Raw genomic sequence first — 26,313 nt, 5'->3', positions numbered from 1 at the left:
TCTGGTTTAAAAAACCCGCGAAGGTTACCATAGCCGTCTCATTTTAGCAGTGAAAATTTTTAGCAATGCGTGTATTGGGCATAGAGACATCCTGTGACGAAACCGGGATCGCGATCTTCGATGATCAAAAAGGGATCCTTTCCCATCAGTTATACAGCCAGGTCAAGCTGCATGCGGACTACGGTGGCGTCGTCCCCGAGCTCGCCAGCCGGGATCATGTCCGCAAGACGATCCCCTTGATCCAGGCCGCATTGCTAGAGGCTGGCCTGGGCAAGGATGACATAGACGGCATCGCCTACACGGCCGGACCGGGTCTGGTGGGTGCCATCCTGGTAGGCGCCACCATAGGTCGTTCCCTGGCCATGGCGTGGGGCAAACCTGCCGTGGCGGTGCATCATATGGAAGGCCACCTGCTTGCCCCCATGCTGGAAGAGCAGGCCCCCGAGTTCCCCTTCGTGGCGCTGCTGGTCTCCGGCGGCCATTCCATGCTGGTACGGGTGGATGGCATCGGCCACTATCAGCTGCTGGGCGAATCCATTGATGATGCCGCCGGCGAGGCATTCGACAAGACCGCCAAGCTGATGGGACTCGACTATCCTGGCGGCCCGCTGCTCTCCCGTCTGGCCGAGAAGGGGACCACGGGACGTTTCCACTTCCCCCGCCCCATGACCGACAGGCCCGGGCTCGACATGAGTTTCTCCGGACTCAAGACCTTTGCCGCCAACACCATAGCCGCCAACGGTGATGATGAGCAGACTCGTGCCGATATCGCCCGTGCATTTGAAGATGCGGTGGTCGACACTCTGGCCATCAAGTGCCGTCGTGCGCTGAAAGAGACGGGGCTGAACCGCCTGGTGGTCGCCGGCGGCGTCAGCGCCAATCGCCATCTGCGCGCCCAGTTGGCCGAGCTGATGGAGAGTCTGAACGGTGACGTCTTCTACCCACGCACCGAATACTGCACCGATAACGGCGCCATGATCGCCTATGCCGGCATGCAACGCCTGAAAGCTGGGGTATTCGAACCGCTGGAGGTCAAGGCGGTGCCACGCTGGCCGCTCGATACCCTTGATCCCGTTTGAACATCACCACCATGAAGAAGGGGCCTGCGGGCCCCTTCTTGCATCCGCCCCTCTGACGATGGCAACGGCACAGCATAGTTCTGTTACGGTGCAAGCATCAGCTGCTGCGAAACAGAGCCTCGATGGAGAGCCCCTGGCCCACCATGATTTCCCGCAGACGACGCAGCCCCTCGACCTGGATCTGGCGTACCCGCTCCCGGGTCAGGCCTATCTCTGCACCGACATCTTCCAGGGTGGCGGGCTCGTAGCCAAGCAAGCCGAAACGACGTGCCAGCACCTCGCGCTGCTTGGGATTGAGCTCCTCCAGCCAGTGGACAATGCTGCTGCGCATGTCATCTTCCTGAGACTCCAGCTCGGGGCCCATGCCGCGCTCGTCCGAGAGCACATCCAGCAGGGCCTTGTCGCGATCGCCCCCGATCGGCGTATCGACCGAGGTGATCTTCTCGTTGAGCTTGAGCATGCGGTTGACGTCATCGACCGAACGATCCAGCGCGAAGGCGATGTCTTCGGCGGTCGGCTCATGGTCGAGGCGATGGGACAATTCACGGGCGGTACGCAGGTAAACGTTGAGTTCCTTGACCACGTGAATGGGCAGGCGAATGGTACGCGTCTGATTCATGATGGCTCGCTCTATGGTCTGGCGGATCCACCAGGTCGCATAGGTCGAGAAGCGAAACCCTCGTTCCGGGTCGAACTTTTCCACGGCGCGGATGAGGCCGAGGTTACCCTCTTCAATCAAATCGAGCAGAACCAGACCGCGATTGTTGTAGCGTCTGGCAATCTTGACCACGAGACGCAGATTGGATTCAATCATGCGCTTGCGTGCCGCCTTGTCGCCACGCAGGGCGCGGCGGGCGTAGTAGACCTCTTCCTCGGCGGTGAGCAAGGGAGAGAATCCTATCTCTCCCAGATAGAGCTGGGTCGCATCCATCACCTTGTGCAGATCCGGTGCCAACAGCTCCTCGGAGAGGACCTCCTCGGGCTCGGCTGCGACCGCCTCGACTACCTCCGCCTCTTCAACCTCCAGTTCCTCATCGAACTCTGCATCCTGCATAACCAGTTCTTCTTGGCTCATGGTGTGTCTCCCTGACCTGAACCAGAGTTAGCACTACGCTCTGGGGTTAACGCTTTGGCAAGTATCCCATAGGATTGATTGACTTGCCTCGGTACCGGATTTCAAAGTGCAAGCGCACATCCGGCGCATCCGTGCTTCCCATATCGGCAATGACGGCTCCTCCCTTGACCACATCCCCTTCCCGTACCCGCAGCGCATCGTTGTGCGCATAGGCCGAGAGATAGTCGTCGTCATGTTTGAGGATCACGAGCTTGCCGTAGCCTCTCAAGGCACTTCCGGCATAGACCACTTTACCGCCGCTGGCCGCGTAGACGGGTTGCCCCTTGGTGCCAGCGATGTCTATGCCCTTGTTCCCCTGCTCCGCAACAGAGAAGCCTTCCACAATGCGGCCCTTTGCGGGCCAATGCCAGGCGAGGTGCGATGAGGAGGCATTGTTATTGTTCTGTATGACACTGTTGTTATTTTGTACTGCCGTGCCAGCGTATGCTTTTGACGCAGGCTGGGCAACGCTTTTATTGGTGACGAACGCACTGGTCGTACCTGAACTGGCCGTGGTCAGGGGGCGGCTGGTCGACGCCGTCACCACAGGCATGCTGGTCGCGGCCGCCCCGCCCACATTGAGGGTCTGGCCCACATTCAGGTTGTAGGGGGCGCTCAGATTGTTGCGCTGAGCCAGGGTCTGATTGGAGACGCCAAACTGGCGACCAATGCTGCTCAGGGTATCACCACGGCGGACCTGATAGGTACGGGCGGCCCCGCTGCTCATGCTGCTGGCGCTGATCGGCGCCATGGCAGCGCCCCCGTCCAGGCGCAACACCTGACCAGGGTAGATCCCGTAGGGGGGGCTGATGCCATTGAGCCTGGCCAGGGAGGGCACATCGTTGCCCGAGTTGAAGGCGATGGAGTAGAGGGTATCGCCGCGCTTGACCGTGTAGCTGCGTCCCTGGATGCTCGGCTTGCTCGCACCACTCTGCCGGCTTGGCACACCACGGACGAAACCATCATTGGACAGGCCCTGCACCGGGGCCGGCGTCGTGCTGGAGGAACAGGCCGCCAGCAAACCGGATAAGAGGGTGGCGGCGCACCCTCGCCATATGTGCCCATTCATAGAGACATCCTCAACGACTAAACCAGAAATAGGCCGCCACGGCCAGGACGATACAGATCCAGCCGAGCACATCCACATAGTGCATCAGCTTGCGCTCCATCTTCTCCCCTCCCCAGCGCATCAGACCCGCCACCAGGAAGAAGCGCATGCCCCGCCCTATGATGGAGGTCACGATGAAGGGAAGGAGCGCCATATGGAGCAAACCTGCCGTGACGGTAAAGACCTTGTAGGGGATGGGGGTGAAGCTGGCGATGAAAATCACCCAGATGCCCCATTGCTCGAACCAGTGCTGGGCCAGGGCTATCTTGTCCTCATAGCCGACGGAGACCACCAGGGGTTGCACCACCGGCTCCCAGAGCGCATAGCCCAGACCATAACCGACCACGGCCCCCAGCACGGAGAACAGGGTCGCCAGGGTCGCATAACGCCAGGCCTTCTCCGGCTTGGCCAGCGCCATGGGCGCCAGCATGACATCGACCGGAATGGGCCAGAATACCGACTCGATGAAGGCGGTGATCGAGAGGTAATAGGGGGCATATTTATGGCGGGCCCACTGCATCACCAACACATACAGGCGAGAAAACAACTTCACTCAACATCTCCATCGACAAGGGGGACGAAACGCACCGGCTCCAGGACTCGACTGGTCAACTGGGAACCATTGCGCTCGATGAGTTGCAGGGTCTGATGACTGTCCCCCACGGGTAATATCATGCGGCCGCCATCGGCCAGTTGATCCGTCAGCGCGGTCGGTACTTCGCTTGCCGCCGCCGTGACCAGGATGGCATCGAAAGGGCCCTTGCTGGGCCAGCCGAGCCAGCCATTGCCGTGCTTGGCCGACACATTGTGCAGATCCAGCTGCCTGAGTCTGCGCCTGGCCTGGAATTGCAGCAATTTTATCCGCTCCACCGTATAGACCCGCTCCACCAGATTGGCGAGCACGGCGGTCTGATAGCCGGAGCCCGTGCCGATCTCCAGTACGTGGGCGGGATCGTTTTGCATCAGCAGCTCTGTCATCCGCGCCACTATGTAGGGCTGGGAGATGGTCTGGCCCTGGCCGATGGGCAGGGCGGTATTGTCCCAGGCCTTGTGGGCCATGGCCTCATCCACGAACAGCTGACGCGGTACCTTGGCCAGGGCCGCGAGCACACGAAAATCGCTGATCCCCTGGGCGATGAGTTGATTTAAAAGGCGTTGCACTATCACACCTTCATCCCTGCAGATCCAGCCATGCCCCCAGACCCGCCAGACTGTCGTAGGCAGTCATATCTATGGTCAGAGGGGTAATGGAGACATATCCCTGCTCGATGGCAGCGAAATCCGTGCCCTCCCCCGCATCCTGCTGGGAGCCGGGCGGTCCTATCCAGTAGATGGGCTGACCCCGGGGATCCTCGGTGCGGATCACCGCCTCGGCCCGATGACGGTTGCCGAGCCGGGTGATCTTGATCCCCTTGATCTCGTCAAGAGGCAGGTCGGGCACATTGACGTTGAGGATCTGGTTGGCCGGCAGGGGAAACTGCATCAGCCCCTTCACCAGCTGCACCGCATAATGGGCCGCCGAGGCGAAATGGGTCTTGCCCACCATGGAGATGGCAATGGAGGGGAAGCCGAGGTGGCGCCCCTCGGTCGCCGCGGCGACCGTGCCCGAATAGATGACATCATCCCCCAGGTTGGCGCCATGATTGATCCCTGCCACCACCATGTCGGGCTCAGGGCTCAGCAGCTCGTTGACCGCCAGATGCACGCAGTCGGTCGGCGTGCCCTTGACCGAGTGATAGCCGGTTTGCGGGATGCGGCTGACCCGCAGCGGCACCTCCAGGGTCAGGGAGTGGCTCGCCCCGCTGCGGTTGCGATCCGGCGCTACCACCGTCACCTCGCCACAGGCGCGCAGCGCCTCGCTCAAGGCGTGGATCCCCTCGGCATGCACGCCGTCGTCATTACTCACCAGAATGCGCATCTATGCCCTTCCTGAAACCATAAACAAGGCTGCCTGCCGCATCGTCATGACTGCGCAGGTTGCAGATCATTGCCATCCGCCTGACCCTTGAAGCCATGGTCGGCCTCTTCGGCCAGCATCAGCTCGCGTACCAGGCTGGTGGCAAACGCCCCGGCCGGCAGGAAGAACGACAGGGTCAGCGCCGCGTCATCCAGCTGCCAGCTCATCTGCTCCGGCTTGAGCAGCAGCGGACGCCTGTCCTGATCCAGCCCGGCCTTCTCCAGCCCCTCGCACCACTCGCCGTAAGGGGCCAGCACCCCTTGCTCGAACTCGGCGGCGGCGCCCTGGCTCGCCAGTCGGCCACGGCCCCACTGGGGGGCGGTGAGCTGCACGTCGCCGGAGGCGAGCCGCGCCTCCAGCTCGGGGGTCACACTCTCTTCGCTGAAGATGGAATGGCTGCCCCTCAGCATCAGGCAGTCGCCGGCCAGCAGCTGGCTGGCCAGCCCCTGCTCGATGCGGGCGCTGACGATGGCGTTGAACAACATGCTGCGGGCGGCGGAGAGATAGAGGGAGCGCTTGTTGCGATCCTTGATGCGTTTGCCGGCGAACATCGCCTTGGCCGCCTCCAGGTTGTTGCCGCCGCGGCCAAAGCGCTGCTCGCCATAGTAGTTCGGCACCCCCAGGGTGGCGATGGCCTGCAGCCGGGCCTCCAGCCCTTCGGACTGTTCGAGCCCGGTGAGGCGCAGGCGGAAGTGGTTGCCCTTGAGATAACCGACCCGCAGCTTCTTGTTGTGGCGTCTGGCCTGCAGGATCTGGATGCTGTCGCTCTCGATGACCGAGAGATCCGGTTCACCCTTGCCCGGCAGGTGGATGCCGAACCACTGTTCGGTCACCGCGTGGCGATCTTTGAGCCCAGCCCAGGTCACCGCATTGCGGGCAACCCCGGCCGCATCGGCCAGCAAGCCGGCGACCCAGGCGGTATTCTCGCCGGTTTTGCGCACCCGGACGAAGATATGCTCCCCCTCGCCGCAGGGTTCGAAGCCCAGATCCTCGACCACCATGAAATCAGCGGCCTCGGCCTTGAGAATGCCACGGGCGGTGGGGGCGCCGTGCAGGTATGCGAGTTGTTGCAGCATTATGTTCTTACCAATAAGACGACGGCTTCGGTGGCAATGCCTTCCTTGCGCCCCGTAAACCCGAGTTGTTCTGTGGTGGTCGCCTTGACGTTCACCCGGTTCAAATCACATTGCAGATCGGTGGCCAGTACCGCGCACATGGCATCGATATGGGGCGCCATCTTGGGGGCCTGGGCTATGATGGTCACGTCCAGGTTGCCGATGGCGTAGCCCGCCTCTTGTACTCGGGCAAACACGTCCCGCAGCAGGATCCGGCTGTCGATATCCTTGAATTGCGCGGCTGTATCGGGGAAATGGCGGCCGATGTCACCGGCGCCTATGGCCCCGAGCAGGGCATCGCTCACCGCATGCAGCACCACATCCCCATCGGAGTGGGCCAGCAGTCCCTGTTCGTAGGGAACAGCGACCCCACCCAGCATGCAGGGGCCCACGCCCCCGAACTTGTGCACGTCAAAACCATGTCCAATTCGCATCATGCCTGATCCCCCCTCAATACACAGAAATCTGTCTCATCAAAATCATGTCCAATGCGGATCATGCGGGCCCCTCTGCGGGTCAATCGGGTCGCGCCTGCTGGCGCGCACTCTGTTGTTGTAAAAAGAGCTCGGCCAGGGAGAGATCTTCCGGGCGGGTCACCTTGATGTTGTCGGCACGCCCCTCCACCATCTTCACGGTAAAACCGGCGCGCTCCATAGCGGAGGCTTCGTCCGTGATGAGGGCGCCCAGGGCCAGTCCCTCTTCCAGCGCCCGCTTCAGGGTGCCGGTGGGAAACATCTGCGGCGTCAGAGCATGCCACAAGCCGTCGCGATCGACGGTCGCCACTATGTTGCCTGCCCCGTCGGTGCGTTTCATGGTGTCGCGCACCCGGCTGCCGAGGATGGCGCCGCCACTGGCCATGGCGGCGGCAATCAGCTCATCAAGGTCGCCATGGGTCAGGCAGGGGCGCGCCGCATCATGGACCAGCACCCACGGCCCCGTCGTCACATGGAGGGCGTTGAGCACAGAGTAAGCACGCTCCGCGCCGCCCTGAACCCGCAGGATACGCGGATCCCGCGCCACGGACAGGGTCTCGAACCAGGTATCATGAGGCGCCAGTGCGACTATGACCTGGGCAATGGCCGAATGGCTCAGAAGAGCGTCCAGGGTGTGTTCCAAAATCGTCTTGCCTGCCAACGGCAGGTACTGCTTGGGGCAGGAGGCTCCCATGCGGCTGCCGATGCCGGCGGCAGGCACCACGGCCGTCAGACCCGGTGAGGCGGCTTCACTCATCCGTGTCACCGTCGGCAGGCTCATCCTGCTTGTTCGGGATGATCCGGTAGAAGGTCTCCCCCTGCTTGATATAACCGAGATCGTTGCGCGCCAGCTCTTCGATCGCCTCAAGGCCGGATGTCAGATCGTCTATCTCGCGGTAAATCAAATTATTACGTTCCTTGAGCGCCTGATTGTCCTGCTCTTGCCGAGCAATGGCATCGGACCTCTCTTGGTAATCGGACAGGCCGTTTTTCCCCAGCCAGAGGTGGTATTGCAGGCCTCCCAGCAGGAGGAACAGGATCAGGGTGAATAGCCGCATGCACTAGGTCTCCATCAAGCGGCTTAGTTTCCCATATTCGCGGGAAAGACAAAAGAAAGCAGACACATCCGCGCACCGACCGGCACAGAAAAGCCGTGCGGTGCCCCCGGGAATGAAAAAACCCCGCCGAGGTGGCGGGGTTTTGAGCGGTGGAAGGACGGCTGGAATTACGCCTGGCCTTTCACTTCTTTCAGGCCGTTGAACGGCGCCTTGGCACCCAGGGCTTCTTCGATACGGATCAGCTGGTTGTACTTGGCGACACGGTCAGAGCGGCTCATGGAACCGGTCTTGATCTGGCCAGCAGCGGTACCCACGGCCAGGTCGGCGATGGTGGCGTCTTCGGTCTCACCGGAGCGGTGGGAGATGACGGCGGTGTAGCCGGCGTCCTTGGCCATCTTGATGGCAGCCAGGGTTTCGGTCAGGGAACCGATCTGGTTGAACTTGATCAGGATGGAGTTGGCGATGCCGTTGTCGATACCGCGCTTGAGGATCTTGGTGTTGGTGACGAACAGGTCGTCACCCACGATCTGGATCTTCTTGCCCAGCTCGGCGGTCTGGTAGGCGAAGCCTTCCCAGTCAGATTCGTCCAGGCCATCTTCGATGGAGACGATCGGGAACTTGGTGGTCAGGTCGGCCAGGAAGTCGGTGAAACCGTTGGAGGTGAAGATGCGACCTTCGCCTTTCAGGTTGTACTCTTTCTTCTCGGCGTCGTAGAACTCGGACGCGGCGCAGTCCATGGCCAGGGTGATGTCGGTGCCCAGCTTGTAACCGGCAGCGGCAACGGCCTCGGCGATCACTTCCAACGCTTCGGCGTTGGATTTCAGGTTGGGAGCGAAGCCACCCTCATCACCGACGGCAGTGTTGTAGCCCTTGGACTTCAGCACCTTGGCCAGGTTGTGGAACACTTCGGCGCCCATGCGGACGGCTTCTTTCAGGGTCTTGGCGCCAACCGGCTGGATCATGAACTCCTGGATGTCGACGTTGTTGTCGGCGTGCTCACCACCGTTGATGATGTTCATCATGGGCAGCGGCATGGAGTAGACACCCGGGGTGCCGTTCAGCTCGGCGATGTGAGCGTACAGCGGCAGGCCTTTGGCGGCAGCGGCGGCTTTGGCGTTGGCCAGGGACACGGCCAGGATGGCGTTGGCGCCAAACTTGGATTTGTTCTCGGTGCCGTCGAGGTCGATCATGATCTGGTCGATAGCGGCCTGGTCCTTGGCATCTTTACCCAGCAGAGCCTGAGCGATCGGGCCGTTGACGGCTTCGAGGGCTTTGAGCACGCCTTTACCCAGGAAACGGCTCTTGTCGCCGTCACGCAGTTCCAGCGCTTCGCGGGAACCGGTGGACGCGCCAGACGGAGCGGCTGCCATACCAACAAAACCACCTTCCAGGTGAACTTCGGCCTCAACGGTCGGGTTACCACGGGAGTCGATGATTTCACGACCGATCACTTTAACGATCTTGGACATGTGTATTTCCTCAGGTTTCGTAAAAAAACAACAAAAATATGCCAAAAAAAGCGGCTGTGGCCCAGAGCCCCAACCGCATTTATTTTCAATTACTTCAGATTACGCTTCTGATACTCGCCCGCCGCCTTCACAAAACCGGCGAACAGGGCGTGGCCATCACGGGGAGTCGAGGTGAACTCCGGGTGGAACTGCGCGGCCACGAACCAGGGGTGATCCGGGATCTCGATGATTTCCACCAACTTCTTGTCGGCGGAGAGACCGGTCACCTTCAGACCTGCCGCCTCGATCTGCGGCAGCAGCTTGTTGTTCACTTCATAGCGATGACGGTGGCGCTCGTAAATGGTCGGGCTGCCGTACATCTGACGCACCTTGGAATCGTCGACCAGGTGGCAGAGCTGGGAGCCCAGGCGCATGGTGCCGCCCAGATCGGACTTCTCGGTCCGGGTCTCCACGTTGCCTTCTTCATCCACCCACTCGGTGATGAGGCCGACCACTGGATAGGTGCAGTCTTTCTTGAATTCGGAGGAGTGAGCCCCTTCCAGACCCGCCACGTTGCGAGCGAACTCGATCAACGCCACCTGCATGCCGAGACAGATGCCGAGGTAGGGGATCTTGTTCTCGCGGGCATAACGGGCCGCCAGGATCTTGCCTTCCACGCCACGCTCGCCGAAGCCACCCGGGACCAGGATGGCATCCAGCCCTTCCAGCAGCTCTTCACCGCGGGTCTCGATGTCCTGGGAGTCGATGTACTTGATGTGGACGGAGAGACGATTCTTCAGACCGCCGTGCTTGAGCGCCTCGTTGACGGACTTGTAGGCATCCGGCAGGGAGACATACTTGCCTACCATGCCGATGGTCACTTCCGCAGTCGGGTTGGCCTCTTCATAGATGACCTGTTCCCACTCGGACAAGTCCGCTTCCTTGCACTCCAGACCGAAGCGCTCGATGAAGTAGGTGTCCAGGTTCTGGGACTTGAGCAGGGCCGGGATCTTGTAGATGGAGTCGACGTCTTTCATGGAGATGACGGCGCGCTCTGGCACGTTGCAGAACAGGGCGATCTTGGCGCGCTCAACGGCCGGGATGGCGCGATCGGAGCGGCAGATCAGCACATCCGGCTGGATACCGATGGAGAGCAACTCCTTGACGGAGTGCTGGGTCGGCTTGGTCTTCACCTCGCCGGCGGCGGCCAGGTAGGGAACCAGGGTCAGGTGCATGAACATGGCGTTGTTGCGACCCACTTCCGCGGCCAGCTGGCGCAGGGCCTCGAGGAACGGCAGGGACTCGATATCGCCCACGGTACCGCCCACTTCGACGATGGCCACCTGATGGCCCTCGGCACCGGCGATCACCCGCTCCTTGATGGCGTTGGTGATGTGGGGGATCACCTGGATGGTGGCACCCAGGTAGTCACCACGACGCTCCTTGCGCAGCACGTCGGCGTAGATGCGGCCGGTGGTGAAGTTGTTGCGGCGGGTCATCTTGGTGCGGATGAAGCGCTCGTAGTGGCCCAGATCCAGATCGGTCTCGGCCCCGTCCTCGGTCACGAATACTTCACCGTGCTGGGTCGGGCTCATGGTGCCCGGATCCACGTTGATATAGGGGTCCAGTTTCATGATGGTCACATCCAGACCACGGGCTTCCAGAATGGCTGCCAGAGAAGCTGCGGCAATGCCTTTGCCGAGGGATGAAACAACGCCACCAGTTACAAAAATATATTTTGTCGTCATGCTGAACCTGAAAGAAGTTTAGGGATTTTTAAGGGGTGCTTCGGGGATGAAGCAGGACGGGGAAACAGTATACCAAAACCCCCTCTCCCAAACAATGAACAAAAATCTATCAGGCCCGCACGCCAGGCGCCTTGCGCCAAATCAACTTTGCTCGGTTTGCTTGGCTCTGTCCCAGGCCCCATCGAGTTTTTCCAGGGAACAGTCGGTCATCTTGAGCCCTTCGGCGGCGATAAACTGCTCAACCTGACGAAAGCGGCGCTCGAACTTGGCATTGGCGCCCCGCAGCACCTGCTCCGGATCCTTGCCCAGATGGCGCACCAGATTGACTGTGGCAAACAGCAGATCGCCGAGCTCGTCACTCACCCGCGCCTCGTCCACATCGGCCATCAGCGCCTCTTCCATCACCTCGTCCAGCTCTTCGTGGATCTTGTCCACCACAGGGCCCAGCGTCTTCCAGTCGAAACCGACACTGGCGCAGCGCTTCTGGATCTTGGCGGCCCGGGTCAGGGCGGGCAGGGAGAGGGGGATATCGTCCAGCACACTCTCTTTGTCGCGCGCCGCCCGCTCCTTGGCTTTCTCTGCCTCCCAGTTCGCTTTCACCGCCTGCTCGTCGCCAAGATCGGCATCGGAGAAGACGTGGGGGTGGCGGCGGATCAGCTTCTCGCTCACGGCATCGACGATGTCGGCGAAATCAAACAGCCCCTGCTCCTTGCCGAGCTGGGCGTAGAAGACCACCTGGAACAGCAGATCCCCGAGCTCCCCCTTCAAACCTTGCCAATCTTCGGTCTCGATGGCGTCGGCCACCTCATAGGCTTCTTCGAGGGTGTGGGGCACTATGGTCTGGAAACTCTGCTTGAGATCCCAGGGACAACCCCCTTGCGGATCCCGCAGGCGAGCCATGATATCGAGCAATTGTGGGAGGTCGTAACGTTGGGACATGGGATCTTCGCTTTCGATTCGTTCAAGAAGGTTCATAAAGAACAACCGGCCACAGGGGCCGGTCACTTTTTATCAGCGATCAGAGGCGCTTGGCACTGATCACGTCGTTGAGCTGGCTGAGCTTGGCCAGGGCCCGGTTGAAGGCATTGATGTTGTAGATCTCCAGCTCCATGTCGATCTCGGCGGTCTGATCCTTGACGTTGGAGCGCGAGCGCACCCCCATGACGTTGATCTTCTCGTTGGCGAGCACTGTGGTGATGTCTCGCAGCAGACCGGATCTGTCATTGGAGAGGATGCGGATGGTGAGGCCATAGCCGCCGGAGTAGTTCTCCCCCCACACCGCATCGATCAGTCGTTCCGGGTTGCGACGGGACAGCTCCTTGAGCTGCTCGCAGTCGTCCCTGTGGATGGAGACGCCACGCCCCATGGTGATGAAGCCCTGGATGGCATCCCCCGGGATCGGCTGGCAGCAGCGGGCGATATGGGTCATCAGGTTGCCCACCCCTTCCACCACGATGTGATCCTTGGGCTTGGGTCGGAACGGCGTATTGGCCTTCTGCTCCAGCTTCGCCAGCAGGCGGCGATCTTCCTCCTCCGCCGTCGGCTTGTTGTAGCGGGTGTCGAGGTAGTTGAGCAGCTGGTTGATGCGGATGTCGCCGCTGCCGATCCCCGCCAGCAGATCGTCGAGCTCCTCGGCATTGAATCGCTCCAGCACCACCTTGTCCACCTTGGAGAGGGTGAGGTTGTGTCTGTCCAGCTCCTTGTCGAGCAGCTCCTTGCCGGCGGCGACATTCTTGTCCCGATCCAGCTTTCTGAACCAGGTGGCCACCTTGGCCCGCGCACGGCTGGAACGCAGGAAGCCGGCGTTCGGGTTCATCCAGTCGCGGCTCGGGTTCGGCTCCTTCTGGGTGATCACCTCCACCTGATCACCGGTCTGCAGCGTATAGGTGAAGGGCACGATGCGGCCATCTATCTTGGTGCCGATGCAGCGGTGGCCGATCATGCTGTGGACGTGATAGGCAAAATCGAGGGGTGTCGCGCCGGCGGGCAGGTCGATGACATCCCCCTTCGGGGTGAACACATAGACCCGCTCCTCGAACACCTGGCTGCGCAGATCCTCGAGCAGGGAGCCGCTCTCGGAGAGATCTTCCTGCCAGGCGAGCAGCTTGCGCAGCCACTCGATCTTGTCTTCGAAATTGGTGGTCTTGCTGGCCTGGGCCCCTTCCTTGTAGCGCCAGTGGGCGGCGACGCCGAGCTCGGCATCCTGGTGCATCTGGTCGGTACGGATCTGGATCTCCACCGCCTTGCCCTCGTTGCCCACCACCACGGTATGGATGGATTGATAACCGTTGGGTTTGGGGTTGGCGACATAGTCGTCAAACTCGCGGGGAATGTGGTGGAAATGGGTGTGAACTATGCCGAGCGCCGCATAGCAGTCCTGCAGCCGCTTGGTGATGACCCGCACCGCGCGCACGTCGAACAGTTCGTTGAATTCGAGATGCTTCTTCTGCATCTTGCGCCAGATGCTGTAGATGTGTTTCGGGCGACCGTAGACTTCCGCCTCGACGCCGGCCTCGGCAAGGGCATCGCGCAGGGACTGCACAAACTCGCGGATATAGCGCTCCCGATCGAGTCGCTTCTCGTCGAGCTGTTTGGCAATCTGCTTGTAGGTCTCCGGGTGCAGGTAGCGAAAGGCCAGATCCTCGAGTTCCCACTTGAGCTGACCTATGCCGAGCCGGTTGGCCAGGGGCGCATAGATGTTGGTGATCTCCTGGGCCATCAGCACCCGGGTCTCCTCATCCGCCAGCTTGGCCTCGCGCAGGCAGGCGATCCGCTCCGCCAGCTTGATCACCACGGCGCGCACATCCTCCACCATGGCGAGCAACATGCGCCGCACATTGTCCACCTGCTCCGGGGAGGTTTCGCTGCGGTGCAAGGTCTGCAGGGAGCGGATGGCTTCCATCTCCAGCACCCCTTCCACCAGCTTGGCGATCTTGGAGCCAAAATCCTCCTCCATCCGGGCGGCCGGGATCAGACCCGCCTCGACGAAGGGGTAGAGGATGGCCGCCTTGAGGGTGGCGACATCCATGTTGAGCATCATCAGGATGCCCACCATCTCCACACCGCGCACCAGCAGGCGGGAGGTGAGTGCTTCCTCCCCCTGGCTCACGCAATACTGGTATGCGGTTCGCAGCTGATCCTTTTCAGCCTCACCAAGGGAGAGGGAGCTGACCCACTCATCCAGGGTGAAGTTGTCTTTCAAGTGAATATCGCGAACCGCAACCATGGTATCAATCCTTAATTGTTGGGGCCCAGGCTCACACCTGACCCCGCACTTTGACGAGACTCGCCTCAAATGGGGACGCAACAACCCGATTTCAAGCCGGCGTAGCTGGCCGACCACCGTTGTTCTCCCCGGCGAGGCATCAGATTACTGCATTCATCCCAGCTCGAACAACGCCATGGATTCGAGATGACCGGTATGGGGGAACATGTCCAGCATGCCGAGGCGGCTGAGACGATAACCCCCCTCCACCAGCACCTTGCTGTCCCGGGCCAGGGTGACCGGATTGCAGGAAACGTAGACCACCCGCCTGGGGGAAAGTTTCACCACATGGTCCATCACCTCCAGCGCACCGGGTCGCGCGGGATCCAGCAGCACCAGATCGAACCCTTCCCGGGCCCAGGACATGCCGGCGATGTCGCCGCTCAAATCCGCCTTGTAGAAGCGGGCATTGTCGATGCCATTGCGCTTTGCGTTCTGGCTGGCCCGAGCCACCATGGCAAGCTCCCCTTCCACCCCGACCACTTCACGGGCCTTGCGCGCCAGAGGCAGGGTGAAGTTGCCGATGCCGCAGAACAGATCCAGCACCTTGTCACCGGCACCGACGCCGAGCCAGTCGATGGCCTGGGCCACCATGGCCTGATTGATGCCGCCATTGATCTGGATGAAGTCAGCGGGAGCAAATGCAAGAGTCAGGCCATCCAACGAGTAAGCGGGCTCAAACTGCTGGCTCAGGGGCTCGATGCGCTCATCGGCCGCCTGCAGGTAGAGGTCAATCCCCTGGGCCTGGGCAAACGCCACCAGCAGGGCGCGATCCGCCTCGTTGGGGCGACCGGTATGACGCAGCAGCATCAGGATCCCTTGCTCGGCCTGGATGAGCTCCGCATGGCCCAGCTCCCGCTGGCTCTTGAGGCGGTTGAGACACTCGCGCAGCGGCGTGATCAGGGCCGAGAGCGGATCGACCAGCACAGGGCAAGCCCCTATCTCCACCAGGTCGCTGGATTGACGACGACGAAAGCCGACCCGAGTGCAGCGGCCGTTCTTGTCAAACTTGATGGCCAGGCGACAGACCCGGCGATAGGCACGGGATTCCCCGCCCAGCACCGGAGCCAGGGCGGGCGCCTGGATGTTGCCAAGGCGCTCGAACAGACTGACCAGCCCGGCCTGCTTGGCCGTTTGCTGGTCGGCCTGGGACATGTGCTGGGCATTGCAGCCACCACATTCGCGGTAATGGTCGCAGAAGGGAGGGATGCGGTTGCCGGCCGGCTGTACCACCTGCTGCAAGGCACCGTGGCCATAGTGCTTCTTGTCATCGACGATGCGAGCCTTGACCCGCTCGCCGGGCAGCGCCCCTTCGACGAAGATGGCCTTGCCCTGATGGCGGCCGATGCCGACACAGTGATGGTCCAGACTGTCTACCGTAAATTCAATGCGTTGGGGCTGGATGGATTTCTTTTGGGGCTTGAAAAACTGGGCCATAAAACTTGGTGCCTATAGGTGGCTATGTCATGATTGTGGAATCTGCAGCAGGCTATTGTCCCACAAGAATAATAGTATGACCAAATACGGCCTGAGAGCCCGCCCTCGCTCATTTACCCTATTGTCCTCCCTGCTCATCGGGGGATCGCCCGCATGACCCGATACCACCTGCGGGCCCGCGCCTCTTCGTTGACCCCCATGTCCATGCTCATCGGGGGGGCTCTCCAATGACCAAATACGGCCTGCGGGCTCGCGTGCTCGCCTTCACCATATTGCCGACCCTGATCATCGGCGGCCTGATGGCCGGTTATTTCACCTTCCACCGTTATCAGCAGCTGGAAAACAACCTCATCGATCAGGGGATCAACATCATAGAGCCCCTGGCGATCGCCAGCGAATACGGCATGACCCAGCACAGTCGCGAGTCGCTCAAGCGGCTAATCGGCCTGACCCATCGCAAGAACTCGCCGCTCATCAAGTCCATCGCCGTCTTCACCCAGGACAATCAGCTGTTCGTGACGTCCAACTACCATCGCGACTTCACCCGGCTGCGCTTGCCGGATGGCCGCCCCATCCCCGAGCTGACCAGCGTCAGCCGCTATGGCGACGACATCATACTGCGCACCCCGATCCAGGCAGAGACCAGTCTGGACGGCTTCCCGCTGCCCAGCGATCTCGATCCCCCCGTCATCGGCTACATCTCGATGCAGATGACCATGGACAGGGCCATGATACTGCAGTACCGAGACACCTTCTTCGCGGTGATCATGGTGCTGATCGGCATCGCCGTCAGCGCCCTGTTCGGCTTTCGCCTGGTCAAGAGCGTGACCCAGCCCATCACCGACATGGTGAAGGCGGTGCACAAGATCAGGGAGGGGCGGCTCGATACCCGGGTCAGCGGCCAGCTCACCGGCGAGCTGGACATGCTGAAAAACGGCATCAACGCCATGGCCAAGGCCTTGTCGGAATACCACGAGGAGATGCAGCAGAACATCGATCAGGCGACCTCGGATCTGCGGGAAACCCTCGAACAGATAGAGATCCAGAACGTCGAGCTCGACATGGCCAAGAAGCGGGCCCAGGAGGCGGCCAGGGTCAAATCCGAATTTCTGGCCAACATGTCCCACGAGCTGCGCACCCCGCTCAACGGTGTCATCGGTTTCACCCGCCAGCTGCTCAAGACGGCGCTGACCCCGAGCCAGACCGACTACATGCAGACCATAGAGAAGTCGGCCCGCAACCTGCTCAGCATCATCAACGACATCCTCGACTTCTCCAAGCTGGAGGCGGGCAAGCTGCAGCTGGAGCACATCCCCTTCAGCCTGCGCGACACCCTCAACGAGACCATGCACCTGCTGGGCCCCAGCGCCCACGACAAGCAGCTGGAGCTCTCATTGCGGATCGATGCCGAGGTGCCGGATCACCTCACCGGCGATCCCATGCGCCTGCAGCAGGTGATCACCAACCTGGCCGGCAACGCCATCAAGTTCACCGAACAGGGCAATGTGGACGTCCACATCAGCCAGAGCGGCCCCCTGCATCAGGGCAAGTGCCGCCTCAATGTGCAGATCCGCGACACCGGCATCGGCATTTCGCCAGATCAGCAACGCCAGCTGTTCCAGGCCTTCAACCAGGCGGACTCCTCCATCTCCCGCCGCTACGGCGGCACAGGGCTTGGCCTGGTCATCACCCAGAAGCTGGTGCAGCAGATGGGCGGCCTCATCCGCTTCGAGTCCGAGCTCGGCCAGGGATCCGTGTTCACCTTCAGCCTGGACCTGGAGGTTTCCCTCCTGCCCCAGGCGGATCAGCTGCCGCTGGATCGCATCCGGGGTCGCCGGGTCTGGCTGCTGGAGCCGGATCCGTTCACCCGGGCGGCCCTCTGCGCCCTGCTGGAGGAGTGGCGGCTGGATGTCACCCTGGTCGAGCCCGATGCCCCCTGGCCCGCCATCGCCGACCAGGACATGGTGATCATCGGCAGCAGCCAGCGCCACGGTTCCGAATCCGTGCTGGCTCGGCTCGATGGCCTCAAGGGGCGGCAGAATCGCATCGTGCTGCTCAGCAGTCACGAGCCAGCCCTGTATGAGGAAATGCACCAACATGGGGCCCTGCATTGTCTCTCCAAGCCCGTCAATCATCGCAAACTGCTGCACGCCCTGCTCTCCCCCGAGGCGACCAAGAACGAGCTGCTGCCCGCTCCCCAACCACGCCATATCGAAGACATACGGGTGCTGGCGGTGGACGACAATGCCGCCAACCTCAAGCTCATCGCCGCCATGCTCAAGGAGATGGTGAGCCAGGTGGTGGTGTGCAAGAACGGCAAGGAGGCGGTCCATCAGGCCCAGAGTCAGGGCTTTGACATCATCTTCATGGATATACAGATGCCCATCATGGATGGCATCAGCGCCACCCAGGCCATTCGCAGCCAGTCCCTCAACACCGAGACCCCCATAGTCGCGGTCACCGCCCATGCCATTCCGGGCGAGCGGGAGCGGCTGATCCGCCAGGGGATGGATGACTACCTGGCCAAACCCATCGACGAGGCCATGCTGGCCCAGCTCATCAAGGACTTCGCCCATCGCCGTCACCAGAGCAGCGGCCCCCAGCAGATAGACTGGACCCTGGCGGTGCGCCAGGCCGCCAGCAAGCCGGAACTGGCCCAGGAGATGCTGACCATGCTGCTCATCAGTTTCGACGAGGTGGACGCCCTGCTCGAGGCCGCCATCCGGGGCGAGGCCCCCTCCCAGGAGGTACTGGATCAGCTGCACCGCCTCAACGGCGGCTGCGCCTACTCGGGGGTGCCCGGCCTGCAGCGGCTGCTCTCCCAGCTGGAGCAGCAGCTGCGCGATGGAGTCGCCGTCGCCGAGCTCGAGCCCGAGCTGCTGGAGCTGCAGGACGCCATCGAACAGGTACGGGCCGAGGCGCCCCGCTACCTTTAGCAAAGAGGCAGCAGGGCGGCGCTTTTTCTGACGCCATCCCCGCCAAGTGATACAGTTGCCCGCTTTTACAGGAGTCACCATGACCAACAACGATATACTGCGTCGCCTGCGCTACGCCCTCAACATCAGCAACGATCAGATGGTCGAGATGTTTGCCAAAGGCAATCTGACTGTCAGCCACGCCCAGTTGCACAGCTGGCTGATGAAGGAAGCCGAGGAAGGGGAAGAGCAGGAAGCGGGCTTTGCCGCCTGCCCGGACTCGGCCCTCAGCCAGTTTCTCGACGGCATGATCGCCGTGCGCCGCGGTGTGAAAGAAGACGCGCCGCCCCAGCAGATCCCCAACCGGATCAACAACAACCTCATCCTGAGGAAGCTGCGCATCGCCCTGAACTTCAAGGAAGAGGAGATGCTCGCCACCCTCAAGGCCGCCAATTTCAAGCTCTCCAAGTCCGAGCTGAGCGCCCTGTTTCGTGCCAAGGATCACAAGCATTACCAGGACTGCGGGGATCAGATCCTGCGCAACTTCCTGCTCGGCCTGACCGCACAACTGCGCGGCTGAGCCATGGCCGCGCCATCGCACCTCCCCCTGCATCGGCCCCCAGGCCGAGTGGGGAGCGCGGCGCGGCGCCCCTCCCTTGCCTGGGCCCTGCTCCTGCTGGTCATCCTCGCCCTGCAGGGCTGCCAGCCCGCCAGTTACCGCCTCGATCACCGCCATCACAGTGCCAGCCAGGATGATCGCATCGCCTTCATCATCCTCCATTACACGGACGAGGATGACGCCAACTCCCTGCGCCTGCTGACCCGGGCCCGCCACAAGGTGAGCGCCCACTATCTGGTACCCCGCGAGCCCGCCGTCTCCCCCCTGCCCGTCTATCAGCTGGTGCCGGACAGCCAGCGGGCCTGGCATGCGGGGCGCAGCCGCTGGCATCACCAGGCCGGGCTCAATGCCAGTTCCCTGGGCATAGAGATAGTCAACCTGGGCTACGATGCCCGGGAAGCGCACCTGGCCATCGATCGCCGTCACTGGCAGCAGTTCACCGAACCCCAGATCGCCGCCGTGGGGGCCCTGGTACGAGACCTCGTGGCCCGCTATCGGATAGCGCCGACCCAGGTGCTGGCCCACAGCGATGTGGCACCGACCCGCAAGCTGGATCCCGGTCCCCGCTTCCCCTGGCGACGGCTCTACTTCGAGTACGGCGTCGGCGCCTGGCCCGATGAGTCCCGGGTTGCCGCCCTGCGCGCCGAGCTGGCGCGCTCCCCGTCCGCCCGCTGGGATGCCGGTCGCTGGCAGCAGGCCCTCGCCCGCTATGGCTATGATCTGCCCGCCACTGGCCTGTGGGATGCGCCGAGCCGGGATGCCCTGCGCGCCTTCCAGCTCCACTTTCGCCAGGAGAAGGTGGACAGCGAGCCCGATCCCGAGAGTCAGGCCATCCTCACCGCCCTGCTGGAAAAGTACTATCCGGCGCCCTGACCCCTATTGCGCGCCCAGGACGCCCCCAGCCTGAGGCGCCAAGTCTGCCAGACCCCACCAGCCCCAAAAAAGAAGCCGCCGGCAGTCTCCCTGCCGGCGGCTCGCTCATGGATACCTCACCCTGGCGGGATCAGACGTTGGTGCGGGCTTCCTGCATCAGGGCGCGCATGTCGGCGACCGCCTTGGCCAGGCCGTCGAAGGCGGCGCGGCCTATGATGGCGTGGCCGATATTAAGCTCATAGATCTCGGGGATGGCGGCGATCGCCTGCACATTGTGATAGTGCAGGCCGTGGCCGGCATTGACCTTGAGCCCCTTGTCGGCGGCATAGGAGGCGCCGGCGGCGATCCGCTTGAACTCGGCGTTGCGCTCGGCATCCGTGGTGGCATCGGCATAGCGGCCGGTGTGGATCTCGATGAAGGGGGCGCCACTCAGCACGGCTGCATCGATCTGCTGGTAGTCCGCGTCGATGAAGAGCGATACCTTGGCACCCACCTCGCTCAGGCGGCGCACGGCATCGCTCACCTTGTCCAGCTGACCGGCCACGTCCAGGCCCCCCTCGGTGGTCACCTCGGTACGCTTCTCCGGCACCAGGCAGACGAAATGGGGCTTGATGCGGCAGGCGATGGCGATCATCTCCTCGGTGACCGCCATTTCCAGATTCATTCTGGTCTGAATGGTCTGGCGCAGGATCTCGACGTCACGGTCGGTGATGTGGCGGCGATCTTCCCGCAGATGGACGGTAATGCCATCGGCTCCGGCCTGCTCGGCCACGAAGGCGGCCTGAACCGGATCCGGATACTGGGTGCCACGGGCATTGCGCAGGGTGGCGATGTGATCGATGTTCACACCCAGATAGATTTCGCTCATTGATAACTCCTTGAAAGTCCGTGTTGAAATCCGTTGCAGGTCTCGAGGTCGACGGCTCGACGCCAGGGGCCTGCCTGTCTCACTGCGGGGTTGTCGCACTTTGCGTCAAAACAGCCCCCGGCTCTTTAGCTAGCGCTTGCTGACAGTTGGGAAGTTGCAGCGCCAATCGGTGTTAGCTTTTTCGCTTCAAAAACAGCTCCCGGCTCTTCAACTGGCGTTTACCCAGATAAGGTTGCAGCGCCAGCCGGCTGAAACGCTTGGCCGCCTGCAACAAGGGAGGGGTATCGAACCGCCCCTCGGCGAAGGCCAGCAGATGGGCACCGAGAAACAGGGTACGGGGATCCGGCGCCCGCTCGCAAGCGACGAAGCCAAGCTCCCGCTCGAAGCCATAGAGCAGATCGGGCTGGATCCGGGCCTCGTCGTCGGCGGCATATTCGAAGTCCACCGCATAGCCCAGGGCCTGCAACAGCAGAAACTCGAAGCGACGCAGGGGCAGCTCCGGGGTTTCACCGTCGGTGAGCGCCATCAGCGCATGGGCATAGGCGTCGAATACCTCGGGGAAGGGGGTGTTCGCCTCGAGCAGGTAGTAGACCAGCTCGTTCAGATAGAGGCCGTAGAACAGCAGATCGCCACCGAGGCGCAGGGAGTGATCCGGGCATTCGACCTGGACCAGATTCTTGAGATCCCCCTTGCCGCGCCAGCTGAGGGCGAGCAGGGAGAAGGGTTGCAGCAGCCCCTTGAGAGGGGAACGTGGCCCGCGGGAACCGCGAGCCACCAGGGTGAATCGGCCACTATCCTGGGTGAAGACCTCGACCAGCTGGCTGGTCTCCCGATAGGGCCGACTGTGGATGACGAAGGCTGGGCTCAGCAATCAGTCATCACCATAACCCAGGCTGCGCAGGGCCCGCTCGTCGTCGGCCCAGCCCGCCTTGACCTTGACCCACAGCTCCAGGTGCACCTTGTTCTGGAACAGGCGTTCCATGTCGATGCGCGCCTCTGTGCCTATGGTCTTGATCTTTTCACCCTTGTTGCCGATGACCATCTTCTTCTGGCCATCCCGCTCCACCAGGATCAGGGCGTTGATGTGATAGATGCCGCTCTCTTCCACCTTGAAGCGCTCTATCTCCACCGTCACCGAGTAGGGCAGCTCCTCGCCGGTGAAGCGCATCAGCTTCTCGCGGATGATCTCCGAGGCCATGAAGCGGGAGGAGCGGTCGGTCACGTAATCTTCCGGGAAGAAGTGGACGTTTTCCGGCAGCAGATTCTTGGCCCACTCGCGGATCTTGGCCACGTTGGTGCCTTTCTCGGCGCTGATGGGCAGTATGTGGGCGAAGTTCATCTGCTGGCCCAGCCACTCCAGGTGGGGCAGCAGATCCTCTTTCTCCTTGACGTTGTCGATCTTGTTGACCGCCAGCACCACGGGGCACTTGAGGTGGCGCAGCTTGCCCAGCACCATCTCGTCATCCTTGGTCCAGTGGGTACCGTCCACCACGAACACCACCATGGCCACATCTCCCAGGGAGCTGGTGGCGGCGCGGTTCATCAGGCGGTTGATGGCCCGCTTCTCTTCGATGTGCAGACCCGGGGTATCCACATAGATGGTCTGGTAGTGATCCTCGGTGTCGATCCCCAGGATCCGGTGACGGGTGGTCTGGGGCTTCTTCGAGGTGATGCTGACCTTCTGGCCGAGCAGCTTGTTGAGCAGGGTGGACTTGCCCACGTTGGGGCGGCCCACGATGGCGACGAAGCCGCAATAGGTGGTATCTGTATCCGTCATGACAGTTTTTCCAATGCTTGTTGTGTTGAAAGACAGCGGCCTGTTACATCAACAATCCCTGTCATGACAGTCTTTCCAATGCTTGCTGCGCTGCGGCCTGTTCGGCCTTGCGACGGCTGGTGCCGACCCCGATGAGGGGCTCAGCCAGGCCTTCGACGTCGCACTGGACGGTGAACTCCTGGTTGTGGGCCTCCCCCTTGACCTTGGTCACGGTATAGGTCGGCAGGGATTTGCGGCTTCCCTGCAATATTTCTTGCAGACGGGTCTTGGGATCCTTCTGCTCTATGCCCGGCTTGATCTCCTCCAGGCGGCTGGCGTACCAGCCGAGCAGCAATCCACGTACCGTCTCAAGGTCGGTATCCAGATAGATGGCGCCGATCATTGCCTCGACCGTGTCCGCCAGGATGGACTCGCGGCGATAGCCGCCGCTCTTGAGCTCGCCCGGGCCCAGGATCAGATGATCCCCGAGCTCGAATTCGCGGCCCAGTTCGGCCAGCGTCTTCTCACGCACCAGGGTGGCGCGCATCCGGCTGAGATCCCCTTCCGCCGCCTGCGGGAAGCGGTGGAACAGGTCATCGGCAATCACCAGACTGAGGATGGAGTCCCCGAGGAACTCCAGTCGCTCGTTGTGGCGGGACCCGGCGCTTCTGTGCGTCAGGGCCCGGGTCAACATATCCTTGTCCGAAAAGACATGCCCGAGACGGGACTGCAGTCTGTTCATCTTGATATTCATCATCACTCGATTCCGCCAATGCGGTTGAAGCGCACGCCGGTCGGCACCCAGCCAGGCAGCCAGGAGCTCTCGTCGCGCTCAAATTCGAAACTGATCCAGATGGCGACCGCCTTGCCCACCAGGTTCTGCTCGGGCACGAAGCCCCAGAAACGGCTGTCGGTGCTGTTGTCGCGGTTGTCCCCCATCACGAAGTAGTGACCCTCGGGCACCACCCACTCGTCCGGGTAGGTACCGGGCTGGCGATAGTAGCGATCCACCAGGTCCGGCATCATGGGATTGCGCAGGGTATCGTGGCTCACCGCACCCAGTTGCTCGGTGAAGCGATCCAGGGGGATCCCCATCTGGCTGAACTCACCCCGCTTGTCGAAGGTGACGTCGAGCTTCTGGAAGCCCGGGCAGGTTTTCCCTTCCTGTTCCTCGCACTTGGGCCGGATCATGATCTGCTTGTTGCGATAGATGACCCTATCCCCCGGCATGCCGACCACCCGTTTGATGTAGTCGACCCGGGTATCCAGCGGATACTTGAACACCACCACGTCGCCCCGTGACGGTTCACCCGTCTCGAGGAACTTGGTGTTGGTCACGGGATCCTTGAGGCCATAGGCAAACTTCTCCACCAGGATGAAGTCTCCCACCAGCAGGGTGGGCATCATGGATCCCGACGGGATCTGGAACGGCTCGAACAGGAAGGAGCGCAGGATCAGCACCAGGGTGATGACGGGGAAGATCCCCGCCGTCTGTTCTATCCATACCGGCACCGGCGCCACCTTGGCCAGGGTCTTCTCGTCCAGGCCAGCACCGCCATGGGCACGGGCCACGGCGATCTTGGCGGCCCGCTGCTTGGACCACACCAGTTTGTCGACACACCAGATGACGCCGGTCACCAGACAGACGATGACCAGGATCAGGGAAAACGTGCTTGCCATCAGATCAATCCTTTCCTACATGGAGAATGGCGAGGAAGGCCTCCTGGGGCACGTCGACACGGCCCAGGGACTTCATCCGCTTCTTGCCTTCTTTCTGCTTGTTCAACAGCTTCTTCTTGCGGCTCACGTCGCCGCCGTAGCACTTGGCGGTCACGTCCTTGCGCAGGGCCTTGACCGTGCTGCGAGCGATGATCTGGTTGCCGATAGAAGCCTGGATCGCGATGTCGAACATCTGGCGCGGGATCAGCTCACGCATCTTCTCCACCACCTGGCGACCGCGGAACTGGGCGTTCTCCTTGTGGGTGATGATGGCCAGGGCATCGACCCGTTCGCCGTTGATCATGATGTCCAGACGCACCATGTCGGAGGTCTGGAAGTGCTTGAAGCCGTAATCCAGAGAGGCATAGCCGCGGCTGGTGGATTTCAGGCGATCGAAGAAGTCGAGCACCACTTCCGCCATGGGGATTTCATAGGTCAGTGCCACCTGCTTGCCGTGATAGACCATGTTGGTCTGCACGCCGCGCTTCTCGATGCACAGAGTGATGACGTTGCCCATGTACTCCTGGGGCAACAAGATGTTGCACTCGGCGATGGGCTCGCGCATCTCCTTGATGTTGTTCACCGGCGGCATGGCGGCCGGGCTGTCGATGTGGATGGTCGAACCGTCGTTGAGTTCGATTTCATACACGACGGTCGGCGCCGTGGTGATGAGGTCCAGATCGTATTCCCGCTCCAGACGTTCCTGGATGATCTCCATGTGCAGCATGCCGAGGAAGCCGCAACGGAAGCCAAAGCCCAGGGCGGTGGAACTCTCGGGCTCGAAGAACAGGGAGGCGTCGTTGAGGGAGAGCTTGTCCAGGGCGTCACGGAAGGACTCGTAGTCATCGCTGGAGATGGGGAACAGGCCCGCATAGACCTGGGGCTTCACCTTCTTGAAACCGGCCAGCGCCTTGTCGGCACCGTGCTTGGCCTGGGTCAGGGTATCGCCCACGGGGGCGCCGTGGATGTCCTTGATGCCGCAGACCACCCAACCTACCTCGCCACAACCCAGACCCTGGGTATCGACCTGCTTGGGCGTGAAGATACCGATGCGATCGACACCCCACACCTGACCGGTGCTCATCACCTTGATCTTGTCGTTCTTCTTGAGGGAACCGTTCTTGATCCGCACGAGCGACACGACCCCCAGGTAGGAGTCGAACCAGGAGTCGATGATCAGCGCCTGCAGCGGGGCGTCCGGGTCACCTTCCGGGGCCGGGATCTTGGCGACGATCTCTTCCAGCACCAGATCGACGCCCAGGCCGGTCTTGGCGGAGCAACGCACCGCATCGACGGCATCGATACCGACTATGTCTTCGATCTCCTCGGCAACCCGCTCGGGCTCGGCGGCAGGCAGGTCGATCTTGTTGAGCACTGGCACCACTTCCAGCTCCATTTCCATGGCGGTGTAGCAGTTGGCCAGAGTCTGTGCCTCAACCCCCTGACCGGCATCGACCACCAGCAGCGCCCCTTCACAGGCAGCCAGCGAGCGGGATACCTCATAGGAGAAGTCCACGTGACCCGGGGTGTCGATAAAGTTCAGCTGGTAGGTGTTACCGTCTTTGGCCTGGTAGTTCAGGGTCACACTCTGCGCTTTGATGGTAATGCCGCGCTCGCGTTCCAGATCCATGGAGTCAAGCACCTGAGCCTGCATCTCGCGGTCGGACAGGCCGCCACAAGTCTGGATCAGACGGTCCGACAGGGTCGATTTACCGTGGTCAATGTGCGCAATAATCGAAAAGTTACGAATGTATTTCATCG

The 26,313-nt window shown here is 61.8% G+C and carries 24 protein-coding genes; 4 read left to right on the top strand and 20 right to left on the bottom strand.

Annotated features, from left to right (window positions below; all coding sequences use genetic code 11):
* Positions 1 to 65: 65 nt before the first annotated feature.
* On the top strand, positions 66 to 1,079 hold the full coding sequence (gene tsaD / locus ACEUCR_RS18540) for a tRNA (adenosine(37)-N6)-threonylcarbamoyltransferase complex transferase subunit TsaD (protein ID WP_111874689.1): 1,014 nt from the start codon (positions 66 to 68) through the stop codon (positions 1,077 to 1,079).
* A 97-nt stretch (positions 1,080 to 1,176) separates the two neighbouring features.
* Here the strand turns inward: tsaD and rpoS are convergent, their stop codons facing one another.
* The 14 genes from rpoS to rlmD all read right to left on the bottom strand — a co-directional run bounded on the left by rpoS (position 1,177) and on the right by rlmD (position 15,802).
* Entirely contained in the window at positions 1,177 to 2,154 is a 978-nt protein-coding gene (rpoS, locus tag ACEUCR_RS18535) for an RNA polymerase sigma factor RpoS (RefSeq protein WP_111874690.1), read from the bottom strand.
* A 46-nt stretch (positions 2,155 to 2,200) separates the two neighbouring features.
* Complete coding sequence (locus tag ACEUCR_RS18530) at positions 2,201 to 3,262, bottom strand: peptidoglycan DD-metalloendopeptidase family protein (RefSeq protein WP_111874691.1); 1,062 nt, start codon at positions 3,260 to 3,262, stop codon at positions 2,201 to 2,203.
* 10 nt (positions 3,263 to 3,272) lie between these two features.
* Complete coding sequence (locus ACEUCR_RS18525) at positions 3,273 to 3,854, bottom strand: YqaA family protein (protein WP_041995360.1); 582 nt, start codon at positions 3,852 to 3,854, stop codon at positions 3,273 to 3,275.
* Complete coding sequence (locus ACEUCR_RS18520) at positions 3,851 to 4,468, bottom strand: protein-L-isoaspartate(D-aspartate) O-methyltransferase (protein WP_041995358.1); 618 nt, start codon at positions 4,466 to 4,468, stop codon at positions 3,851 to 3,853. Before ACEUCR_RS18520 ends, ACEUCR_RS18525 begins: the two co-directional genes overlap by 4 nt.
* A 4-nt stretch (positions 4,469 to 4,472) precedes the next feature.
* Positions 4,473 to 5,219, bottom strand: coding sequence for a 5'/3'-nucleotidase SurE (gene surE / locus ACEUCR_RS18515; RefSeq protein ID WP_408791770.1), 747 nt, complete (start codon positions 5,217 to 5,219; stop codon positions 4,473 to 4,475).
* Positions 5,220 to 5,263: 44 nt separating this feature from the next.
* The gene (gene truD, locus ACEUCR_RS18510) at positions 5,264 to 6,334 is read right to left on the bottom strand and encodes a tRNA pseudouridine(13) synthase TruD (protein ID WP_408775874.1); all 1,071 of its coding nucleotides are present in this window, start codon (positions 6,332 to 6,334) and stop codon (positions 5,264 to 5,266) included.
* A complete protein-coding gene (ispF, locus tag ACEUCR_RS18505) occupies positions 6,334 to 6,810 on the bottom strand; it encodes a 2-C-methyl-D-erythritol 2,4-cyclodiphosphate synthase (protein WP_041995352.1) in 477 nt (158 codons plus the stop codon). The genes truD and ispF overlap by 1 nt, the downstream gene beginning before the upstream one ends.
* Before the next feature lie 79 nt (positions 6,811 to 6,889).
* Positions 6,890 to 7,603 carry a 2-C-methyl-D-erythritol 4-phosphate cytidylyltransferase gene (gene ispD, locus ACEUCR_RS18500; RefSeq protein ID WP_392444341.1) on the bottom strand — a complete coding sequence of 238 codons (714 nt, stop codon included), beginning with the start codon at positions 7,601 to 7,603 and terminating at the stop codon, positions 6,890 to 6,892.
* Complete coding sequence (ftsB, locus tag ACEUCR_RS18495) at positions 7,596 to 7,904, bottom strand: cell division protein FtsB (RefSeq protein ID WP_041995347.1); 309 nt, start codon at positions 7,902 to 7,904, stop codon at positions 7,596 to 7,598. The genes ispD and ftsB overlap by 8 nt, the downstream gene beginning before the upstream one ends.
* Before the next feature lie 167 nt (positions 7,905 to 8,071).
* Complete coding sequence (gene eno / locus ACEUCR_RS18490) at positions 8,072 to 9,373, bottom strand: phosphopyruvate hydratase (protein ID WP_041995345.1); 1,302 nt, start codon at positions 9,371 to 9,373, stop codon at positions 8,072 to 8,074.
* Between the two features lie 89 nt (positions 9,374 to 9,462).
* On the bottom strand, positions 9,463 to 11,100 hold the full coding sequence (pyrG, locus tag ACEUCR_RS18485) for a glutamine hydrolyzing CTP synthase (protein ID WP_041995343.1): 1,638 nt from the start codon (positions 11,098 to 11,100) through the stop codon (positions 9,463 to 9,465).
* A gap of 141 nt (positions 11,101 to 11,241) precedes the next feature.
* Positions 11,242 to 12,039 carry a nucleoside triphosphate pyrophosphohydrolase gene (mazG, locus tag ACEUCR_RS18480; RefSeq protein WP_408748202.1) on the bottom strand — a complete coding sequence of 266 codons (798 nt, stop codon included), beginning with the start codon at positions 12,037 to 12,039 and terminating at the stop codon, positions 11,242 to 11,244.
* A gap of 79 nt (positions 12,040 to 12,118) precedes the next feature.
* On the bottom strand, positions 12,119 to 14,326 hold the full coding sequence (gene relA, locus ACEUCR_RS18475; RefSeq protein ID WP_041995340.1) for a GTP diphosphokinase: 2,208 nt from the start codon (positions 14,324 to 14,326) through the stop codon (positions 12,119 to 12,121).
* Between the two features lie 153 nt (positions 14,327 to 14,479).
* Entirely contained in the window at positions 14,480 to 15,802 is a 1,323-nt protein-coding gene (gene rlmD / locus ACEUCR_RS18470; protein ID WP_408791767.1) for a 23S rRNA (uracil(1939)-C(5))-methyltransferase RlmD, read from the bottom strand.
* Between the two features lie 227 nt (positions 15,803 to 16,029).
* Here rlmD and barA point away from each other — a divergent pair, with 227 nt between their 5' ends.
* The 3 genes from barA to ACEUCR_RS18455 all read left to right on the top strand — a co-directional run bounded on the left by barA (position 16,030) and on the right by ACEUCR_RS18455 (position 20,209).
* Positions 16,030 to 18,738, top strand: coding sequence for a two-component sensor histidine kinase BarA (barA, locus tag ACEUCR_RS18465; protein ID WP_041995336.1), 2,709 nt, complete (start codon positions 16,030 to 16,032; stop codon positions 18,736 to 18,738).
* Positions 18,739 to 18,817: 79 nt separating this feature from the next.
* Positions 18,818 to 19,297 (top strand): YehS family protein, encoded by a 480-nt coding sequence (locus ACEUCR_RS18460; RefSeq protein WP_041995334.1) that lies wholly within the window; start codon positions 18,818 to 18,820, stop codon positions 19,295 to 19,297.
* Positions 19,298 to 19,300: 3 nt separating this feature from the next.
* Complete coding sequence (locus ACEUCR_RS18455) at positions 19,301 to 20,209, top strand: peptidoglycan recognition protein family protein (RefSeq protein ID WP_408791765.1); 909 nt, start codon at positions 19,301 to 19,303, stop codon at positions 20,207 to 20,209.
* A 130-nt stretch (positions 20,210 to 20,339) separates the two neighbouring features.
* On the opposite strand, the gene pdxJ is transcribed toward ACEUCR_RS18455, so the two are convergent.
* The 6 genes from pdxJ to lepA all read right to left on the bottom strand — a co-directional run bounded on the left by pdxJ (position 20,340) and on the right by lepA (position 26,311).
* The gene (gene pdxJ / locus ACEUCR_RS18450; protein ID WP_041995330.1) at positions 20,340 to 21,077 is read right to left on the bottom strand and encodes a pyridoxine 5'-phosphate synthase; all 738 of its coding nucleotides are present in this window, start codon (positions 21,075 to 21,077) and stop codon (positions 20,340 to 20,342) included.
* A gap of 172 nt (positions 21,078 to 21,249) precedes the next feature.
* Positions 21,250 to 21,948 carry a DNA repair protein RecO gene (gene recO, locus ACEUCR_RS18445; RefSeq protein WP_408791763.1) on the bottom strand — a complete coding sequence of 233 codons (699 nt, stop codon included), beginning with the start codon at positions 21,946 to 21,948 and terminating at the stop codon, positions 21,250 to 21,252.
* Positions 21,949 to 22,854, bottom strand: a complete 906-nt coding sequence (gene era / locus ACEUCR_RS18440; RefSeq protein WP_408791761.1) for a GTPase Era — start codon at positions 22,852 to 22,854, stop codon at positions 21,949 to 21,951.
* A 61-nt stretch (positions 22,855 to 22,915) separates the two neighbouring features.
* Positions 22,916 to 23,587 carry a ribonuclease III gene (gene rnc / locus ACEUCR_RS18435; RefSeq protein WP_041995324.1) on the bottom strand — a complete coding sequence of 224 codons (672 nt, stop codon included), beginning with the start codon at positions 23,585 to 23,587 and terminating at the stop codon, positions 22,916 to 22,918.
* A 2-nt stretch (positions 23,588 to 23,589) separates the two neighbouring features.
* Entirely contained in the window at positions 23,590 to 24,513 is a 924-nt protein-coding gene (lepB, locus tag ACEUCR_RS18430; RefSeq protein ID WP_041995322.1) for a signal peptidase I, read from the bottom strand.
* Positions 24,514 to 24,517: 4 nt separating this feature from the next.
* Positions 24,518 to 26,311, bottom strand: a complete 1,794-nt coding sequence (lepA, locus tag ACEUCR_RS18425) for a translation elongation factor 4 (RefSeq protein ID WP_041995320.1) — start codon at positions 26,309 to 26,311, stop codon at positions 24,518 to 24,520.
* Positions 26,312 to 26,313 lie beyond the last annotated feature (2 nt).

The sequence above is a fragment of the Aeromonas bivalvium genome, assembly GCF_046078285.1.
GTDB lineage: Bacteria > Pseudomonadota > Gammaproteobacteria > Enterobacterales > Aeromonadaceae > Aeromonas > Aeromonas bivalvium.
Note: the sequence above shows the minus strand (reverse complement) of the source record. Positions and strands in the feature narration are given on the sequence as shown.

What these genes read in the sequence shown, in the direction of transcription:
- tsaD (WP_111874689.1), top strand. Translation starts at nt 66, where the DNA reads ATGCGTGTATTGGGCATAGAGACATCCTGTGACGAAACCGGGATCGCG.
- rpoS (WP_111874690.1), bottom strand. Translation starts at nt 2,154, where the DNA reads ATGAGCCAAGAAGAACTGGTTATGCAGGATGCAGAGTTCGATGAGGAA.
- ACEUCR_RS18530 (WP_111874691.1), bottom strand. Translation starts at nt 3,262, where the DNA reads ATGAATGGGCACATATGGCGAGGGTGCGCCGCCACCCTCTTATCCGGT.
- surE (WP_408791770.1), bottom strand. Translation starts at nt 5,219, where the DNA reads ATGCGCATTCTGGTGAGTAATGACGACGGCGTGCATGCCGAGGGGATC.
- truD (WP_408775874.1), bottom strand. Translation starts at nt 6,334, where the DNA reads ATGCTGCAACAACTCGCATACCTGCACGGCGCCCCCACCGCCCGTGGC.
- ispF (WP_041995352.1), bottom strand. Translation starts at nt 6,810, where the DNA reads ATGATGCGAATTGGACATGGTTTTGACGTGCACAAGTTCGGGGGCGTG.
- ispD (WP_392444341.1), bottom strand. Translation starts at nt 7,603, where the DNA reads ATGAGTGAAGCCGCCTCACCGGGTCTGACGGCCGTGGTGCCTGCCGCC.
- ftsB (WP_041995347.1), bottom strand. Translation starts at nt 7,904, where the DNA reads ATGCGGCTATTCACCCTGATCCTGTTCCTCCTGCTGGGAGGCCTGCAA.
- eno (WP_041995345.1), bottom strand. Translation starts at nt 9,373, where the DNA reads ATGTCCAAGATCGTTAAAGTGATCGGTCGTGAAATCATCGACTCCCGT.
- pyrG (WP_041995343.1), bottom strand. Translation starts at nt 11,100, where the DNA reads ATGACGACAAAATATATTTTTGTAACTGGTGGCGTTGTTTCATCCCTC.
- mazG (WP_408748202.1), bottom strand. Translation starts at nt 12,039, where the DNA reads ATGTCCCAACGTTACGACCTCCCACAATTGCTCGATATCATGGCTCGC.
- relA (WP_041995340.1), bottom strand. Translation starts at nt 14,326, where the DNA reads ATGGTTGCGGTTCGCGATATTCACTTGAAAGACAACTTCACCCTGGAT.
- rlmD (WP_408791767.1), bottom strand. Translation starts at nt 15,802, where the DNA reads ATGGCCCAGTTTTTCAAGCCCCAAAAGAAATCCATCCAGCCCCAACGC.
- barA (WP_041995336.1), top strand. Translation starts at nt 16,030, where the DNA reads ATGACCAAATACGGCCTGCGGGCTCGCGTGCTCGCCTTCACCATATTG.
- ACEUCR_RS18460 (WP_041995334.1), top strand. Translation starts at nt 18,818, where the DNA reads ATGACCAACAACGATATACTGCGTCGCCTGCGCTACGCCCTCAACATC.
- ACEUCR_RS18455 (WP_408791765.1), top strand. Translation starts at nt 19,301, where the DNA reads ATGGCCGCGCCATCGCACCTCCCCCTGCATCGGCCCCCAGGCCGAGTG.
- pdxJ (WP_041995330.1), bottom strand. Translation starts at nt 21,077, where the DNA reads ATGAGCGAAATCTATCTGGGTGTGAACATCGATCACATCGCCACCCTG.
- era (WP_408791761.1), bottom strand. Translation starts at nt 22,854, where the DNA reads ATGACGGATACAGATACCACCTATTGCGGCTTCGTCGCCATCGTGGGC.
- rnc (WP_041995324.1), bottom strand. Translation starts at nt 23,587, where the DNA reads ATGAATATCAAGATGAACAGACTGCAGTCCCGTCTCGGGCATGTCTTT.
- lepB (WP_041995322.1), bottom strand. Translation starts at nt 24,513, where the DNA reads ATGGCAAGCACGTTTTCCCTGATCCTGGTCATCGTCTGTCTGGTGACC.
- lepA (WP_041995320.1), bottom strand. Translation starts at nt 26,311, where the DNA reads ATGAAATACATTCGTAACTTTTCGATTATTGCGCACATTGACCACGGT.